General features: G+C 70.6%; 14 protein-coding genes and 1 pseudogene. 10 read left to right on the top strand and 5 right to left on the bottom strand.

The features are described 5' to 3' along the window. Positions 1 to 18 precede the first annotated feature (18 nt). The 9 genes and pseudogenes from WT26_RS29810 (at position 19) to WT26_RS29770 (ending at position 8642) form a co-directional block, all read left to right on the top strand. Positions 19 to 1410 carry a type II and III secretion system protein family protein gene (locus WT26_RS29810; RefSeq protein WP_069274649.1) on the top strand — a complete coding sequence of 464 codons (1392 nt, stop codon included), beginning with the start codon at positions 19 to 21 and terminating at the stop codon, positions 1408 to 1410. Positions 1411 to 1426: 16 nt separating this feature from the next. After that, positions 1427 to 1816 (top strand): CpaD family pilus assembly lipoprotein, encoded by a 390-nt coding sequence (locus WT26_RS29805; protein ID WP_069274648.1) that lies wholly within the window; start codon positions 1427 to 1429, stop codon positions 1814 to 1816. A 27-nt stretch (positions 1817 to 1843) separates the two neighbouring features. Beyond that, positions 1844 to 3054: pseudogene (locus WT26_RS29800) on the top strand (AAA family ATPase). Then, positions 3051 to 4442 (top strand): CpaF family protein, encoded by a 1392-nt coding sequence (locus tag WT26_RS29795; protein WP_069274647.1) that lies wholly within the window; start codon positions 3051 to 3053, stop codon positions 4440 to 4442. Before WT26_RS29800 ends, WT26_RS29795 begins: the two are co-directional and overlap by 4 nt. Next, a complete protein-coding gene (locus WT26_RS29790; RefSeq protein ID WP_069274646.1) occupies positions 4439 to 5416 on the top strand; it encodes a type II secretion system F family protein in 978 nt (325 codons plus the stop codon). The genes WT26_RS29795 and WT26_RS29790 overlap by 4 nt, the downstream gene beginning before the upstream one ends. Further along, positions 5413 to 6360, top strand: a complete 948-nt coding sequence (locus WT26_RS29785; RefSeq protein ID WP_069274645.1) for a type II secretion system F family protein — start codon at positions 5413 to 5415, stop codon at positions 6358 to 6360. The genes WT26_RS29790 and WT26_RS29785 overlap by 4 nt, the downstream gene beginning before the upstream one ends. Beyond that, on the top strand, positions 6357 to 7187 hold the full coding sequence (locus WT26_RS29780; protein WP_069274644.1) for a tetratricopeptide repeat protein: 831 nt from the start codon (positions 6357 to 6359) through the stop codon (positions 7185 to 7187). The genes WT26_RS29785 and WT26_RS29780 overlap by 4 nt, the downstream gene beginning before the upstream one ends. Beyond that, positions 7184 to 7612, top strand: a complete 429-nt coding sequence (locus tag WT26_RS29775) for a TadE/TadG family type IV pilus assembly protein (RefSeq protein ID WP_069274643.1) — start codon at positions 7184 to 7186, stop codon at positions 7610 to 7612. The genes WT26_RS29780 and WT26_RS29775 overlap by 4 nt, the downstream gene beginning before the upstream one ends. After that, a complete protein-coding gene (locus WT26_RS29770; protein WP_069274642.1) occupies positions 7605 to 8642 on the top strand; it encodes a TadG family pilus assembly protein in 1038 nt (345 codons plus the stop codon). Before WT26_RS29775 ends, WT26_RS29770 begins: the two co-directional genes overlap by 8 nt. Here the strand turns inward: WT26_RS29770 and WT26_RS29765 are convergent. From WT26_RS29765 to WT26_RS29750, 4 genes are all read right to left on the bottom strand, one after another. Continuing rightward, positions 8606 to 9871 carry a glycosyltransferase family 87 protein gene (locus WT26_RS29765; RefSeq protein WP_069274641.1) on the bottom strand — a complete coding sequence of 422 codons (1266 nt, stop codon included), beginning with the start codon at positions 9869 to 9871 and terminating at the stop codon, positions 8606 to 8608. The genes WT26_RS29770 and WT26_RS29765 overlap by 37 nt on opposite strands. A gap of 26 nt (positions 9872 to 9897) precedes the next feature. Continuing rightward, positions 9898 to 11013, bottom strand: a complete 1116-nt coding sequence (locus tag WT26_RS29760; RefSeq protein WP_069275196.1) for a glycosyltransferase family 2 protein — start codon at positions 11011 to 11013, stop codon at positions 9898 to 9900. A 153-nt stretch (positions 11014 to 11166) separates the two neighbouring features. Further along, positions 11167 to 12519 carry a cytochrome P450 gene (locus WT26_RS29755; RefSeq protein WP_080485765.1) on the bottom strand — a complete coding sequence of 451 codons (1353 nt, stop codon included), beginning with the start codon at positions 12517 to 12519 and terminating at the stop codon, positions 11167 to 11169. Positions 12520 to 12683: 164 nt separating this feature from the next. Further along, positions 12684 to 13562, bottom strand: coding sequence for a LysR family transcriptional regulator (locus tag WT26_RS29750; RefSeq protein ID WP_069274640.1), 879 nt, complete (start codon positions 13560 to 13562; stop codon positions 12684 to 12686). Positions 13563 to 13662: 100 nt separating this feature from the next. Between WT26_RS29750 and WT26_RS29745 the strand changes: the two genes are divergently transcribed. Next, the gene (locus WT26_RS29745; protein ID WP_069274639.1) at positions 13663 to 15177 is read left to right on the top strand and encodes an MFS transporter; all 1515 of its coding nucleotides are present in this window, start codon (positions 13663 to 13665) and stop codon (positions 15175 to 15177) included. A gap of 42 nt (positions 15178 to 15219) precedes the next feature. On the opposite strand, the gene WT26_RS29740 is transcribed toward WT26_RS29745, so the two are convergent. After that, the gene (locus tag WT26_RS29740; RefSeq protein WP_069274638.1) at positions 15220 to 16359 is read right to left on the bottom strand and encodes a LysR family transcriptional regulator; all 1140 of its coding nucleotides are present in this window, start codon (positions 16357 to 16359) and stop codon (positions 15220 to 15222) included. Between the last annotated feature and the right edge of the window lie 225 nt (positions 16360 to 16584).

The raw sequence follows: 16584 nt of genomic DNA, 5'->3' as shown, positions 1-16584 counted from the left end.
CATTTGACGGGAACACGCATGGTGCGCATGGTTCGTTGGATCGCTCTGTGGTGCATGGCTTGCGCATTCGTGTCCGGCGCACCCGGCGTCGCGTTCGCGCAGCGCGCGAGCGCGCCGGACGCGGGCGCGGCGCTGTCGATCGCGACCGGCAAGGGGGAACTGCTGTCGCTGCCCGAGCCCGCGACCGCGATGTTCGTCGCCGATCCGGCCATCGCGGACATCCAGGTGCCGTCGCCGCGTACCGTATTCGTGTTCGGCAAGAAGGCGGGCACGACCACGCTGATCGCGCTCGGCGCGAACCATCGTCCGATCCTGCGCAAGACGGTGATCGTGCAGGTCGACACGGCATCGCTGCAGGGCGTGCTCGACAGCCGCTTCCCGCAACTGAAGCTGTCGGTGTCCGGTGCGCCGGGCTCGCTGATGGTGTCGGGCAAGGTGCCGAGCGCGGCCGACGCCGACGCCGTGATGCAGTCGCTCGCGCCGTACCTGCACGACAAGGAAAAGATCGTCAACCGGCTCACGCTGTCGCGCCCGATCCAGGTGAACCTGCGCGTGCGGGTGACGGAGGTGAGCCGCAACATCACGCAGCAGCTCGGCATCAACTGGAGCGCGCTGGGCGGGGCCGGCAACTTCGTCGGCGGGCTGTTCAACGGCCGCACGCTGTTCGATCCGACGACCAGCCTGTTCAACCTGTCGCCGACGGGCGCGTTCTCGGTACTCGGCGGGTTCCGCGCGGGGCGCTGGTCGATCGACGTGGTGCTCGACGCACTCGACCAGGAGGGGCTGATCACGATGCTCGCGGAACCGAACCTCACCGCGATGTCCGGCGAGACGGCGAGCTTCCTCGCGGGCGGCGAGATTCCGATTCCGGTCGCGCAGGCCGGCTCGTCGACCGGCGCGATCACGGTCGAGTTCAAGCCGTTCGGCGTGTCGCTCGATTTCACGCCGACCGTGCTCGCCGACAACCGGATCAGCCTGAAGGTGCGGCCGGAGGTGAGCGAGGTCGATGCGAACAACAGCGTGACGACCGGCGGCGTCAAGGTGCCGGGGCTCACGGTGCGGCGCGTCGAGACGACCGTCGAGCTGTCGAGCGGGCAGAGCTTCGCGATCGGTGGGCTCCTGCAGAGCCAGACGGCCGACACCGTGTCGCAGATCCCGGGGCTCGGCCGGCTGCCGATCATCGGCCGGCTGTTTTCGTCGAAGAACTTCCAGGACAACAAGACCGAGGTGGTCGTCATCGTCACGCCGTACATCGTGCAGCCGGCCGGGCCCGGCCAGCTCGAGCAGGCGATCGACACGGTCGCGCGGCCGAGCAGCGACCTGGAGTTCGCGGTGCAGCGCAACCTGGGGCTCGACCTGCTGTCGGGCGACACGCCGCGCCTCGTCGGCGCCGCGGGCTTCGTGTACTGACTTCGGGAGGGCGCTCATGCGAATTCGAACGACCGTCGCCGCGCTGGGCCTGCTGACGCCGCTGGGGCTCGCGGGCTGCCTGTCGGCGCCGCCGCCGGTCAACCTGCCCGATGCGCGGACGATCGGCTTCGACGGCGCGCGCGCGGTGCCGCCCGATTGCGCGACGCTGATGCAGCCGTCGCATCTCGTCGACGCGGGGTACGCGCGGCCCGGCGTGCCGTTCGGCTGCGCGACCTACGCGAACCTCGCGGCGATGCTCGCGCGGCCGGAGGATCTCGTCGCGCCCGTGCCGTACGGCGGCGCGGACGCGCAGGCCGCGGCCGACGCGGTGCGCCGTTACGTCGAGGATCGCGTGAAGCAGCCGACGCCCGGCAAGACGCTGACGACCGGCTCGCCCGGCCGCTGATCCCACCCACGCCTCTCTCACGCCGCCATGAAAGTGCTCGCCAGCCGGAATGCCAAGCGTGCCGCCCCCGTCGGCGCGGCCGATCTCGTCGCGGTCGTCGCCGATCCGGGCAGCGAGGACGTGATACGCCGCGTCGCGCAGGAGCTGTCGATCACGCGCACCCATCTGCAGGCGGGTGCGACGATGCGATCCGGCTGCTGCAGCAGTACGAGCGTTCGCCGCGCCAGCTCGTCATCGACGTGTCGGATTCGGTGCTGCCGGTGTCGGACCTGATGCGGCTCGCCGACGTGTGCGACCCGTCGGTGCGCGTCATCGCGATCGGTACGCAGAACGACGTCGGGCTGTTTCGCAACCTGCTCGGCATCGGCGTGCAGGACTACATCGTCAAGCCGCTGACCGTCGAGTTGATGCGGCGTGCGCTGACGGCCACGGAATCGGTCGTCCAGGCGCGTACCGGCAAGGTCGTCAGCTTCGTCGGCGCACGCGGCGGCGTCGGCGCGACCACGATCACGGTGAGCCTCGCGCGCTTCCTGGCCGGCGAGAAGCGCCGCCGCGTGGCCTATGTCGACCTGAACCTGCATGGCGGCGGCGCGAACTCGATGTTCGGGCTGTCCAGCAACAACGGGCTGATCGAACTGCTGAACATGGGGCAGCGCCCCGACGACGCGTTGTTCGAGCGCATGTTCGTCACGAAGGGCGACCGGCTGCACGTGCTGTCCGCCGAGCTGACCTACGGCGCGGACGTGCAATTGCGCGACGAGGCCGTCGCGCGCCTGGTCGACATGCTGAAGGACCGTTTCCACTACGTGCTGTTCGACGTCGGGAGCGGCGCCGGCAAGCTGCTCGAGGACGCGCTCGTCGCGTCCGATCTCGTGTACATCGTCGCCGACCGGTCGGTGCATGCCGCCTACGAGGCCGCGCGGCTCGTGCGTTTCGTGCGGGAACTGCCCGGCGAGCGGTTGCTGTCGATGGTGCTGAACAACCCGCTCGCGCCCGTCGCGGGCCGCGTCGAGCCGGTCGATTTCGAGGAGGCGTTCGGCGGCGCGCCGCTGCACGAACTGCCGCATGAGCCGCAGGCGCTCGCCGTTGCCGAGAACCTCGGCGAGCCGATCGAAGGCGCGAAGCGGCACGGCTTCGTGGATCAGATCCGGCAGCTCGCGAACGGCATCACCGGCGAGCCGATGGCCGTCGCCGAGCCGTGGTATGCGCGGCTCGTCAAGTGGAGGAAAGGATCGTGACGTTCGGTACCCGCAACCGGCCGCCGGCGGACCCCGTGCCGGCCGAGCGCACCGAGCCTGTCAACGCGCCGCGCCCGCCCGCGCCCGCGCCGATGCCGACCCGCGCGGCGGCCGATAGCCGCGAGGCGCTGATCCGGTCGAGCAAGTTCGACGCGATCCGCCACGCGGTGTTCACGTCGATGAACATGTCGGCGGCGCTGATGAAGACGCGCGACGAGGTGCGCGCGGGCATCGAGCAGGTGGCCGCGCACACGGTCGAGCGCGAGCGCCTGAAGATCACGGCCGGCGAGCAGGTGCTGATCGTCGATGCGATCCTGAACGACATGTTCGGCGTCGGGCCGATCGAGCCGCTGCTGGCCGACGACACGGTCACCGACATCCTCGTCAACGGGCCCGACCAGGTGTACGTCGAGCGCGCGGGCCGGCTCGAGCTCACGTCGCTGAAGTTCCGCGACGACGCGCACGTGGCGAGCGTCGCGCAGCGGATCGCGGCGGCGGTGGGGCGGCGCGTCGACGAGAGCAGCCCGATGGTCGATGCGCGGCTCGCCGACGGCAGCCGCGTGAACGTCGTGCTGCCGCCGATCGCGATGCGCGGCCCGTCGATCTCGATCCGCAAGTTCGCGAAGCGCGACATCACGCTCGCGCGGATGGCTCAGCAGGGCAATATCTCGCACCCGATGCTGCAGGTGCTGAAGGTCGCGTGCGCATGCCGGCTGAACATCGTGATCTCGGGCGGCACCGGCTCGGGCAAGACGACGCTGCTCAACGCGCTGTCGCAGCATATCGAGCAGCACGAACGGATCGTGACGATCGAGGACGCCGCCGAGCTGCAGTTGCTGCAGCCGCACGTCGTGAGCCTCGAGACGCGCCCGGAAAATACCGAGGGCCTCGGCGGGATCTCGCAGCGCGATCTCGTGCGCAACGCGCTGCGGATGCGGCCCGACCGCATCATCCTCGGCGAGATTCGCGGCCCCGAGGCGTTCGACGTGCTCCAGGCGATGAACACGGGGCACGACGGCTCGATGACGACGATTCACGCGAATTCGCCGCGCGACGCGATCAGCCGGCTCGAGAGCATGGTCATGATGGCGAACGCGAACCTGCAGCTGCTGTCGATCCGCCGCCAGATCGCGAGCGCCGTGCACCTGTTCGTGCAGATCGAGCGGATGCGCGACGGGGTGCGGCGCGTGACGCGGATCACCGAGATCGTCGGGATGGAAGGCGAGGTGGTCATCACGCAGGACCTGTTCGCGTTCCGTCAGGAAGGCGACACGACGCGCGATGCGGTGAAGGGCGTGTTCGAGGCATCGCCGTTGCGGCCGGGATTCGCGGCGCGCGCCGCGTATTACGGCGTCGAGGATGCGCTCGCCGAGGTATTCCGGCAATGAGGGCCGCCGACCTGTTCGCGGCGGGCGGGTTCGTGGCGATCCTCGCGATCGGGCTCGCGATCTCGTCGCTGCTCGAGCGCGCGCGCAACGGGCCGGCGCAGCGCATCCGCGCACGGATGCGCCGCCTGTCGCCGGCGCATGCGGGCGGCGACGCGGGCGCGGCCGCCGGCTCCGGCCTCGCGCTGCTGAGCCTCGAGCGCCGGCAGAGCCGGGCGCGCGCATGGCTGCAGCGCTACGTGTCGCGGGTGCGCGCGGTAGGCGGCAACGGCGGGGTGAGGATCGTCGTCGCGAGCACGATCGCCGGTGCGGTCGCGGCGATCGTCGCGGTGAAGCTGATCGGGCCGCCGGGGTTCGTGCGCCCGTTCGTCTACGCGGGGCTGCCGCTCGTCGCGCTGCGCAGCAGCTATCTCGCGCTGATCCGGCGTTTTCGCCTGCGCTTTCTCGAAGCGTTCCCGGACGCGATCGACGTGATCGTGCGGGCGGTGCGCGCGGGCATTCCGGTCACGCAGGCGATCAGCATGGTCGGCGACGGCGCGGCCGAGCCGGTGCGTGCGACGTTCCGTTCGATGGGCGACAGCCTGCGCGTCGGCGCGGATCTCAAGGACGTGCTGACGCAGGCGGCGGACCGGCTGATGATCGCGGACTTCTCGTTCTTCACCGTCTACCTGCTGCTGCAGCGCGAGACCGGCGGCAGCCTCGGCGAAACGCTCGACGAGCTGTCGAGCATCATCCGCACGCGCCGCGACATCCGCCTGAAGACCCGCGCGCTGACCGCCGAAGGGCGCATCACGACGAACATCATTTCGGCGGTGCCGTTCGTGATGATCGGCGCGCTGTTCCTCGTGAACCGCGACTACGTGATGCTGCTGTTCTCGACGCACGCGGGGCACACGATGCTGACGATCGCGGCCGGGTTGCTGACGGTCGGCCTGCTGGTGATCCGCAAGATCTCGAAACTGGATACCGCGCGATGACGATGTCGATGCTGGCCGCCCGCGGCCTCGAATTGTTGCTGCTGTTGCTCGCCTGCGTCGCGGCGGCGCTCGGCACACCCGGCGGCGGCACCCGCCAGCGGATCGCCGCGCGCGTGCGGCAGGCTGCCGGGCAGCACCCGCCGGCAGCCGTGACGGGGTGGCTGCAGCCGGGCGGCGTTCGCCAGGACCTGACGCGCCGGCTCGCGCAACTGGGCGAACGGTTGCCGGTGCTCGACCCGATGCAGCGCGTGAAGCTCGGCCTGCAGCTGACGCGCGCGGGCTTTCGCGAGCGCCGCGCGGTGTCGTCGATGATCGGGATCAAGCTGAGCTGCGGCGTGCTGTTCGCGTGCGGTGCGATCGCGTTCAGCCCGCTGATTCCGCGCTTCGGCGAATACTTCGTGATCCGGGCGCTGGCGATGGTCGCTGCGTTCGTGGTCGGCGTGATCGTGCCGGAATACGTGCTCGGCGCGATGATCCGGCGCCGGCGGCGGCTCATCGCCGCGTGCTTTCCGGACGCGCTCGACCTGCTGGTGATCTGCACGATGGCCGGCAACAGCCTCGCGTCGGGCATCCGGCGCGTCGCGCACGAACTGTCGCGCATCTGTCCGCCGCTCGCCGACGAGCTGACGGTGTGCGCGGACGAGCTCACGCTGAGCGGCGACGTGTCCGCGACGCTCGCGCATTTCGCGGCGCGCGTCGATTTCACGTCGGCACGTTCGCTCGCGACGACGCTCACGCAGTCGCAGCGCTTCGGCACGCCGATCACGCAGGCGCTGCGCACGCTGTCGCGCACCGAGCGCACCGAGCAGATCGTCGCGCTCGAGGAACGGGCCGCGAAGCTGGCGCCGAAGATCACGTTGCCGATGATGCTGTTCATCCTGCCGACGGTGGGCCTGATCGCGGCGGGCCCGGCGGCGATTCGCCTGCTCGAGGTATTCAGATGACACGATCCGTCGTACGCGCGTTCGCGCTCGCGGCCGTGCTGCCGGTGCTGGCCGGCGGCTCGCCGGGCATCCAGACGCGGCCGACGCTGTCGCACAAGAGCGACGACCCGCAGGCCGAGCTGCGCATCGCGGACAGCGCGCTCGCCGGCGGCAACGTCGATCTCGCGTCGACGCTGTACGAGAAGGTACTCGCGAAGCATCCCGAATCGCTCGCGGCGCGCCTGGGGCTCGGCGACGTCAACTATCGCGCGGGCGACCTGGAGCGCGCGCGGATCCTCTACGACGAGGCGCAGCGGCAGGCGCCCGCGGAGCTCGGGCCGCGGCTCGGGCTCGCGCGCGTCGCGTTGCGGCAGCGGCGTCTCGACGAAGCCGCGCAGCGCTATCGCGACCTGCTGGCCGCGCAGCCGAACCATCCGCTCGCGGCGCAAGGGCTCGGCACCGTGCTCGACCTGCAGGGGCGTCATGCGGATGCGCAGGTCGTCTATCGCGACGCGCTGCGCGCGCACCCGGACGCGCAGGGGCTGCGCGTCGACCTCGGGCTGTCGCTCGTGCTGAGCAACCGGCCACGCGAGGGCGTGAACGTGCTGCTCGACGTCGCCGGGCTGCCGTCCGCGCCGTGGCAGGCGCGCCAGAACCTCGCGTTCGCGTACGGCGTGCTCGGCAATACCGATTCGGCGAAGAAGCTGCTGTCCGCGGATTTGCCCGCGTCGGCGGTCGCCGACAACCTGCGCTTCTACCAGGCGGTGCGCGCGCGGCTCGCGTCGCGCGGGAGCGCGGGAGGCGCGCGGCCGGCGCTCGCGCAGCCGGACGCGGAAGCCGCGCCATGACACGCGGGGCGACCGGCGCCCGCCGCGCACGCGGCGTCGTGTCCCTCGAATTCGTGCTGATGCTGCCGTTTCTGCTGATGGTGCTGATCGGCATCATCGACACGAGCCTGATCCTGTGCGACAAGGCCGTCATCACGAACGCGAGCCGCGAGGCGGCGCGGGCCGGCGTCGTGCTGCGCGTGCCGATGCTGACCACGACGCAGGTCGCCAACGTCGCGCTCAACTACACGCAGAACAGCCTGATCACCGGCGGCACCGCGACCACACCGGCGGTGACCGTGACGCAGGCGAACGGCACGACGTCGGGCACCGCGCTGACGGTGACGGTGACCTACACGTATACGGGGCTCGTGCTGGGTTCCGCGTTCAGCGCGCTCACCGGCCCGGTGACGGTTTCGGCGACTTCGGTGATGCTCTATGAATGACGCGGGCCGCGACGAACCCGCATCCGCGCGGCAGCGCGGTTCGGTCGCGCTGTTCTTCCTGATGTTCCTGATCCCGCTGCTGTCGTTCGGCGCGCTGGCGATCGACATCGCGTGGGTGGTCACGGTGAACAACCAGTTGCAGAACGCGGCCGACGCGGCCGCGCTCGCGGGGGCCGATGCGATGATGTCGTCGAGCGGCGGCGCGGTGAACTGGTCGCAGGCCGCGCCGGCGGCGAACGGCGTGATCGCGCAGAACTCGGCGGCCGGCGCGGCGCTGTCGACCGGCACGGTCGCCGCCGGCTACTGGAACCTGGGGCGCAGCCCCGCGACGATGCAGGCGGCGACCATCACGCCCGGCACCTACGACGTGCCGGCGGTGCAGGTCACCGTGTCGCGCGCGCCGGGCGTGAACGGCGGCTCGATTCCGCTGCTGCTCGGCGGGCTGCTGGGGATCCCCGGCGCCTCCGGCAGCGCGACCGCGGTGGCGGTGCTGGCGGCGCCGGGCGGGGTGGCGGCCGGCGCACTGTTTCCGGTCGCGATCGACCAGTGCGTGTACAACCTGTACTGGAACGCGGCGACCAACCAGCCGCTGATCAATCCGCTGACCGGCCAGCCGTATGAGTTCTCGATCACGAACGGCCAGACCTACGGCGCATCGTGCGTGGGCGGGCAGTGGACCTCGTTCCAGTCGACCGCGACCGACACGACGACGATGGGCAACCTGATGGTGACCGGCAACCCGGCGGCGCTCAACATCGGCGACAGCATCAATCTCGCGACCGGCGTGAAGGCGACGCTCTATACGTCGGTGCCGGTCGGCGCGACGGTGGTGCTGCCGGTCGTCACGCAGACCGCGACCAGCACCGCCGTGCCGATCGTCGCGTTCGCGCCGTTCCATATCGACGTGTCGCTCGGCGGCACGTACAAGTACATCCAGGGCCACTTCGTCGCCGGCGTGAAGATGACCGGCGTCGCGAGCGGCGTCGGGCCGTATTACGGCGTGTATTCGCCGCCGAGGCTCGCGTTGTAAGCGGGCTGCGCGCGGCGCAGCAGCATGAGCAGCGCGAACAGCGTCACGGCCGGGCCGATCTGCGGCGCGTGGAACACCGGGTTCAGGTATTCGTACAGCGGCAGCGCCCACATCAGCGCGATCATGGCCTGCTCGCCGCGCTGCCAGCCGTCCTGCCAGCCGGTCGCCAGCATGCACGCGATCGCGATGCCGAGCCACGCGAGCTCGTAGTGCCACACGTACGGGTTTGCCGCGAGCGTCGCGACCGCCAGCACCGCGGCGCGCAGGCGCGGGTCGCGCGAGCGCGTCCACACGATGCAGGCGGCGGCGATCGCCAGCGCCGCGATGCACGCCTGCGCGGCATACGCGGCCGCAACCGGCAGGCCGGCGAGACGAAACGCCGCGAACGGCGTCGGCGACGCGAACCAGAACACGATGCCGTGCTCGAGGATCAGCGCGCGGGCGAGCCCCGTGCTGGCCACGAACAGGCGCAGCGATTCGACGCCGCACACCAGCACGCTCAGCGCGGCGAAGCCGGTCGTCGCGAGCGCGGCCCACGCGAGCGTGCGCCATGCGCGCGTGGCGACCAGCACGAACGGGAACAGCAGCGCCAGTTGCGGCTTGGCCGACAGCAGGCCGATGCAGAGGCCGGCCCACATCGGCCGGCGGTCCGCCCAGCAGACGGCCAGCGCCGCGCACGACGCGGTCAGGAACGCGTTTTGCCCGAACATCCCGGTGACGAACACGCACGGGGCGGCGACCAGTGCGAACCCGCCGACGCGCTTCATGCGGGGGCCGGCGCCGGGAATCGCGGCGAGCCCGGACACGCGCCAGACGGCGGCCCCGAGCAGCGCGACGCCGAACGCGACGAACAGCGGATAGCCGATCGCATAAGGCAGCAGCGCCAGCGGCGCCACGAGCAGCAGGTTGGTGGGCGGATACAGCCACGCGAGAAAGCCCTCGCGGTGGAAATGCGGGAACATCCGGGCCGACATCCGCGAGAAGGTCGGAAAATCGTAGGCCTGCGACGGGTCGCCATGCAGCATCACGTACGACGCCGTCCAGAACACCGCGTAGTCGGGGCCCGGGCGCGACGCGACGGGCCCGTGATGCACGACCCACGCCCAGATCGACAGGAAGATCGCGTAGAACGCCAGTACGAACGCGCTGTATGCGACGACCCGCGCGGGCGTCAGCCAGGCGCGCACGGGGCGGTTCGCCGCTTGCGCCGATTGTCGGGGGATGTCCATGGGCGGCATGCGGGCTTGCGGGGTTCCTATTTGGCCGAGAGCTTCCGGGCGGCGTGACCGGCCGTCGCCGGCGCGGCCGGCCGGCGGCGCGGGGCGGCCGCGCGCTGGGCCGCGGTCCGCTTGACCGGAAACTGCAGCAGCTTCGACGCCGGATGCACGTGGCCGTGACGCTCGGGCGGCGCGTCCGCGTGGCTGTCGGCGCCGTAGCGGCGGCGCACGAGATAGACGGGGCGCTGCTTCGACTCGTGATAGATGCGGCCGAGGTATTCGCCGATCACGCCGATGCCGATCAGCTGGATGCCGCCGACGAACAGCATCACGGAGATGAGCGACGCGTAGCCGTGCACGGGGTTGCCGAACAGCAGGGTGCGCATGACGATGAACCCGCCGTACGCGAGCGCCAGCAGCGCGAACGCGAGGCCGATGTAGGTCCATACGCGCAGCGGCACGGTGCTGAAGCTCGTGATGCCTTCGAGCGCGAAGTTCCAGCGCCGCCATCCGGAGAATTTCGAGCGGCCGCCGCTGCGTGGCGCACGCGTGTATTCGATGATCTCGGTGCGATAGCCGACCCACGCGAACAGGCCTTTCATGAAGCGCCGCCGCTCGGGCAGCGCGCGCAGCGCGTCGACGACCTGGCGGTCCATCAGCCGGAAATCGCCGACGTTCTCGGGCATTTCGACTTCGGAGAGGCGGTTGTGCACGCGGTAGTAGAGCGCGGCGGCCACGCGCTGCATCAGCGGATCGCACATGCGGTCGGTGCGCCTGGCGGCGACGACCTCGGCGCCGGCGAGCCAGCGTTCGACCATCGCGGGGATCAGTGAGGGTGGATCCTGCAGGTCGGCATCGATCAGGATCACGGCGGTGCCGGCGGCCTCGTCGATGCCGGCGGTGAGCGCGGCCTCCTTGCCGAAGCGCCGGGTGAGATCGACGATGCGCACGCGCGGGTCGCCGGCCGCGACGTCGATCAGCCTGTCCAGCGTGTCGTCGCGGCTGCCGTCGTTGATGCAGACGATCTCGAAGCGGACCGATTCGATCGAATCGAGAATCGGCAGCGTGGCGGCGAAGAATGCGCCGATCGCTTCGTCTTCGTCATGAAACGGTACGACGAGCGATACCAGCGGCCTTCTGGCGTGCGCGGACATGCGTTCCCCCGAAAGATCGGTCTGCACTGCATTGCGTGGCAGGTTGCCGGCCATTTTACGCAGGAAACGGCGATTCGTAACATGGATGCGCGGGTTTGTGCGGAGGCCGTTGCGCCGGTGCTCGTTACCGGCGGGAACAGGATGCAGGAACGATCAAATGGCCCCGCCGTCGATGCCCTGGCGACGCGGCGTCTCGTTCGGCCCGCGATCGGCACGCATGCGCGGTTCCAGGCGCACGTGGGCATTCTTGGGGCGAAGGGAGAACCAGCCTTGCGGGGTCGCCGGCCCCACGATCGTCATGTCCCAGTGCTCGATCCAGTAAGCCAGCGATACGGCCAGGTCCATCATGGCCATTCCGGTGCCGGGGCAGGCTCGATCGCCGACGCCAAATGGAAAATACGCACCCTGCGGCCAGGTCGGGGCTTCCAGGAATCGCTCGGGCCGGAACGCCTCGGGCTCGGGAAACCAGCGTGCGTCGCGATGCGTGATCCAGCTCGAAATCATCACGATATCGCCGCGCCTGAGCGGGGTTCCCGACACGGTCATGGCGCGCGACAGCTGGCGCGGCACCAGCGCATAAGCCGGCGGATACAGGCGCAGGGTTTCCTGGATCACGGCGCGCAGCAACGGAGCCCGGTGCAGGTCCTGCAATTGATTCACGCCGGACCAGTCTATCGTGGCGAGCTCCGTGCGTAGCGCGGCCAGCACCTCCGGATGGCGGGCCAGCAGCAGTTGCGCCCAGGCCAGCGTTGCGCCGGTGGCCTGGTGCGAGGCCATCAGCAGCGTCGCGAGGTCGTCGCGATGCATGGCCAGCGGGCGTTGCGATTCTTGTGCGACCTGCTCGATCTGCGCACGCATCATGCGGAGGGCCCAGCGCTTGCGCGGGCACATCTTGCTGGGAAACCAGTGGCCAAGGGGCAGCCCCGTGCTGGATTCGAGCAAGGCGACGCGCGACAGGATGCGCACGGCCTTCGCAATGGTTACCGCATTCGGACCAAGATCGATGTCGAACAACGCATGGCCGGCCAGCGTGACGCTGTAGGCGGCCATTTCCAGATCCAGGTCGACCACCTGGCCCGGCACGATCCGCGCCGACCAGTGTCGGGCGATGCGCTGAATCTCTGGTACTGCCGGCGACTGAATATGCGGGCGCACCGTCTGGCGCTGACGACGTGCCGCTTCGCCTTCCTTCATCATGAAACTGGACCCGTTCCACTGGCGCATGATGCACAGGCTGGGTTCCCAACGGCGCAGGTCGGCGCGATGGGAGACCATCAGTTCACGGATCGCGTCGGGATGAAACAGGCACCAGAGCTGCTTCACACCCATCCGCAGGCTCGCGAGATCGGGCGAGGTCCGGTGCATGTCGGCCAGCCACTTCAACGGGTCGCGCTGAATGTCCAGCCAATGATTGACGCCGGCATCCGGCAACATCCAGTATTTGCGGCGCAAGGCCAGACGCTTGCGGACAGGGCAGGTCGTGATGGTCGAGGTGTCGGTGCTCATTCGACGGGTTCAGGGAGGCGTTCTCGGATTCGTCGGCCGCCTCTGCGGGGCGGTGGGACGGGCGTCGTGAATTCTATTACAACATGCTCGAACGGCATGTCGCGCGCCGAGCGACCCGCGCGCCCGGCCGCCGTCGCGCGAACGCCGCCCGGCGCTCATCCGCATCATTCGGCCCGCGCCACGCTCCGCAGGAACGCGCGCACCGCCGGCGCCTTTTCGAAGCGCCGGTGCGCGAGCGCCAGTTCCGACGTGATCGGCTTGCCGGCGATCGGCCGGTACTCGACACCCGGCAGCGACACGCAGCCGGCGAGCGCATCGGGAATCACCGCGACCCAGCCGTTCACGGACACGCACGCGAGCACCGCGAGCAAGCCGCCCGGGCGGGCGGCGACCAGCGGCGCGAAGCGGCCGCGGCGCGCGACTTCGAGCGTGCCGTGCTCCTGTTCGGGCACCGCGAAGCGCGCGCCGGCCAGCGCGGCGGCCTTGATCGTCGCCAACGCGGCGAACGGCGAATCGGCCGGCACGGCCGCGACGAACACGTCGCGCTGCAGCGTGACGATCCGCAGGCCGCCGGGCAGCGGCAGCGGCGGGCGGACGTACGCGAGGTCGAGGCGGCCCGTGTCGAGCTGGTTCGCGACGTCGTCCATCGGCACTTCGCGCAGGTTCAGCTCGATGCGCGGGTGCGCGTCGCGAAACGCGCCGACCGTGCGCTGCAGCGTGCCGGAATAGACGGCCGACGACACGTAGCCGATCTCGATCCGGCCGAGCTCGCCGCGCTCGGCGAGCGCCGCGAGTTCGCGGCCGCGCTGCAGGTGTTCGACCGCGGCGCTCGCTTCGGCGAGATAGGCCTCGCCGGCCGCACTCAGCGTGACCGCGCGGCGCGACCGGTGAAAGAGGCGCACGCCGAGCACGCGTTCGGCCTCCTGGATCTGCCGCGTGAGCGCGGGCGGCGCCATGTCGAGCGCCTCCGCCGCGCGGGCGAAGTGCAGGTGCTGCGCGACGCTCAGGAACGCGCGCACGTGACGGAATTCGAGCCGATCCATGATTGCGGAAATCGTCAATAAAACTGCGTGGGAATATCAATGACGGGCAATACCGGGCAAGCCTAGCATACGGCTCGTCCATCCTGCACCGGAGCCCCCGATGTCCCAGTCCTCCCCGGCGCCGGCCGCGCGGCGCGCCGCCGTCCGCCTGCCCGCCGCCGCGACGCTCGCCGTCGCGTCCGCGACCTGCTCGCTGATCGTGCTCGACACGAACGTCGTCGCCGTGTCGCTGCCGAGCATCGCGCGCAGTTTCCACGCAAGCTTTGCCGATATCGAATGGGTCGTGAGCGCGTACATGACCGCGTTCGCCGCCTGCCTGCTGCCGGCCGGCGGGCTCGCCGATCGCTTCGGGCGCAAGCGGATGCTCGGCGCGGGGCTCGCGCTGTTCTTTCTCGCGTCGCTCGGCTGCGGTGTCGCGCCGTCGGCCGGCTGGCTGATCGCCGCGCGTGCGGTGAAGGGCGGCGGCGCCGCGCTGTTGCTGACGGCCGCGCTCGCCGTGATCGCGAACCGCTTTCCGGAGGGGCGCGAACGGGCGCGCGCGTGGGCGATCTGGGGCATGTGCATGGGGATCGCGACGGCCGTCGCGCCGCTCGTCGGCGGCGCGATCACGCAATGGATCGGGTGGCGCGGGGTGTTCCTGCTGAACCTGCCGGCGTGCGCGCTGCTGGCCGCGGGCGCGCGCGTCGACATCGTCGGCAGCCTGCTGTTCGGCGCGGCGCTCGCGTGCGCGATCGCGGCCCTGATCGGCGCACCGTCGCACGGCTGGCTGTCTGCCGCGACGCTCGGCCGGCTCGCGCTCGCCGCCGCGCTGTTCGCGGCGTTCATCGGCGCGGAACGCTGGCAGGCGCGGCCGATGATCGATCTCGCGCTGTTCCGCCAGCCGCGCTTCGTCGGCGCCGTGCTCGCGATGTTCGGCTATGCGGCGTGCGCGCAGGTGATGATGACGTTCCTGCCGCTGTACCTGCAGAACGCATTCGGGATGTCGGCGATCGACGCGGGGCTCGGGATGCTGCCGTTCGCGTTCGCGATGATCGCCGGGCCGTCGCTCGGCGCGGCGCTGGCCGCGCGCGTGTCGTCCGGCGGCGTGCTGGCGGGCGGGCTCGCGCTGATCGGCGCGGGCAACCTCGCGACCGCGGCGCTCACCGCGAGCGGCGACTATCGCCTCGTCGCGATCGGCATGTTCGTGACGGGCTGCGGCGCGGGCATCATGAACGGCGATACGCAGAAGGCGATCATGGCGTGCGTGCCGTCGAATCGCACCGGCATGGCGTCGGGCATCAGCACGACAACGCGCTTCTCGGCGATCGTGACGGCCGTCGGCGTGCTCGGCGCGGTGCTGGCGGCGAGCACGCAGGCGCGGCTCGACCGGCTGGTCGCGGCGACGCCCGGCCTGGGGCGCGTCGTCGATGCGCCGTTCATGTCGAGCCTGCTGGCCGGCGACCTGGCGCGGGCGCTCGAGCGTGTGCCGCCGCAGGCGGCGAAGACGCTCGCGGCGGCCGCGCCCGCGGCGTTCGCGAGCGGGTTTGCCGACGCGCTGACGGTGAGCGGCGTGCTCGCGCTCGTCGGTGCGGTCGTCGTGATGAAGTTGCTCGCGCAACCGATGAGGCAGGGGTGACGCGCGATGCGTTGCACACGCGTTGCTGCCCGGTCGTCGCGATCAATGCGTTTTCGGCGCGCCGCGATGCGCGCGCGCCGCGCGAGCGATGGTCGCCGGGCGTCGTTTCCCGCAGCGCGGCTCGGGTTGCCGCTCGTGACGCAGCGCGGTTTCCTCGGTCGGCGCAGCCTGCATCGCCGCCGCGCTGATCGCCGCGACGGCCGGCGGCGCCGCGTCGGCGTCCAGCCAGCCGCGCGTCGCCTGCGCGATCAGCGCGCGCAGCCAGCGTACGCCGTCCACGCACGCGCCCGATTCGTTCCACGTCATCCGGTACACGATGTCCGGCGGCTCCACCGGCAGCGCGACGGCGGCAAGCGGCAGCAGCTTCGCATAATGCCGCGCGAGGCGCACCGTGGTCGTGAGGATCAGGTCCGAGCGGACGAGCGTATGCGCGGCGAGTTCGAAGTGCGGCAGCGTGACGACGATCCGCCGCTGCAGGCCCACGCGTTCGAGCTGCCGGTCGATCGCGCCGGACGCCTCGAGCCACGACGGTGTCGGGCACAGCTGCGGCGCGTGCGCGTAGTCGGCGGCCGTCATCGTCCCGCACTTCGCGTGTCGGTGCGTCGCGCGCATCAGGCCTACGACGCGATCGTCGAACAGGTCGTCCTGCCGGAACCGCGACGAGCGCGCCGGGCGATTGTCGATCACGACGTCGAGTTCGCCGTCGGCCAGCGCGCGCTCGTCGTCGAAGCCGTCGCCGAGCGGATGGAACACGAGCTGCGCGTTCGGTGCGCGTTCGCGGAACAGCGCGACGAGCTTCGGCACGAACAGCACGTTCAGGTAGTCGGGGCAGCCGATCCGGTAGGTGCGTACCGACGTGCGCGCGTCGAACGTCGGCTGCTGGATGCGGATGAAGTCGATCACGCGCAGCGCGTTGCGCAGCGGTTCGATCAGCCGCGCGCCGAATTCGGTCGGCACCATCCCGTAGCGGCTGCGCACCAGCAACGGATCGCCGAGCAGCGTGCGCAGGCGCTTGAGCGCGGCGCTCGTCGCCGGCTGCGACATGTTCAGGCGCACGGCCGCGCGCGACACGGTGCGCTCGGTGAGCAGCACCAGCAGGATGCGCATCAGCCGCGCATCGAGCGCCTCGAGCACGCCGGCGGCCGCGTCGTGCGGCCGGTTCGCGTCTAGGTCGTCCTGCATCGCGAGCGGCCGAAACGTGACGCAAAGCGGCGTGCGAGGCCGCCGCGGCGAGTGGCTTCAGGTGGCACGCCGAGGTCTCCTTCCATGTGGGGCGCGAGCGCGTGCGGCGCGTGCGCGCGGTTCGGGCCCGGATGCCGCGGATGTCATTTGCCGGATTCGTCCGCGAGTATGGGCGGCGGGCGCGGCAATGGGAAATTAAATATTCGGGTGAATGGCATTTGGAAT

This window comes from Burkholderia cepacia (genome assembly GCF_001718835.1).
GTDB lineage: Bacteria > Pseudomonadota > Gammaproteobacteria > Burkholderiales > Burkholderiaceae > Burkholderia > Burkholderia cepacia_F.
This window is presented reverse-complemented; position numbering and strand designations above follow the sequence as displayed.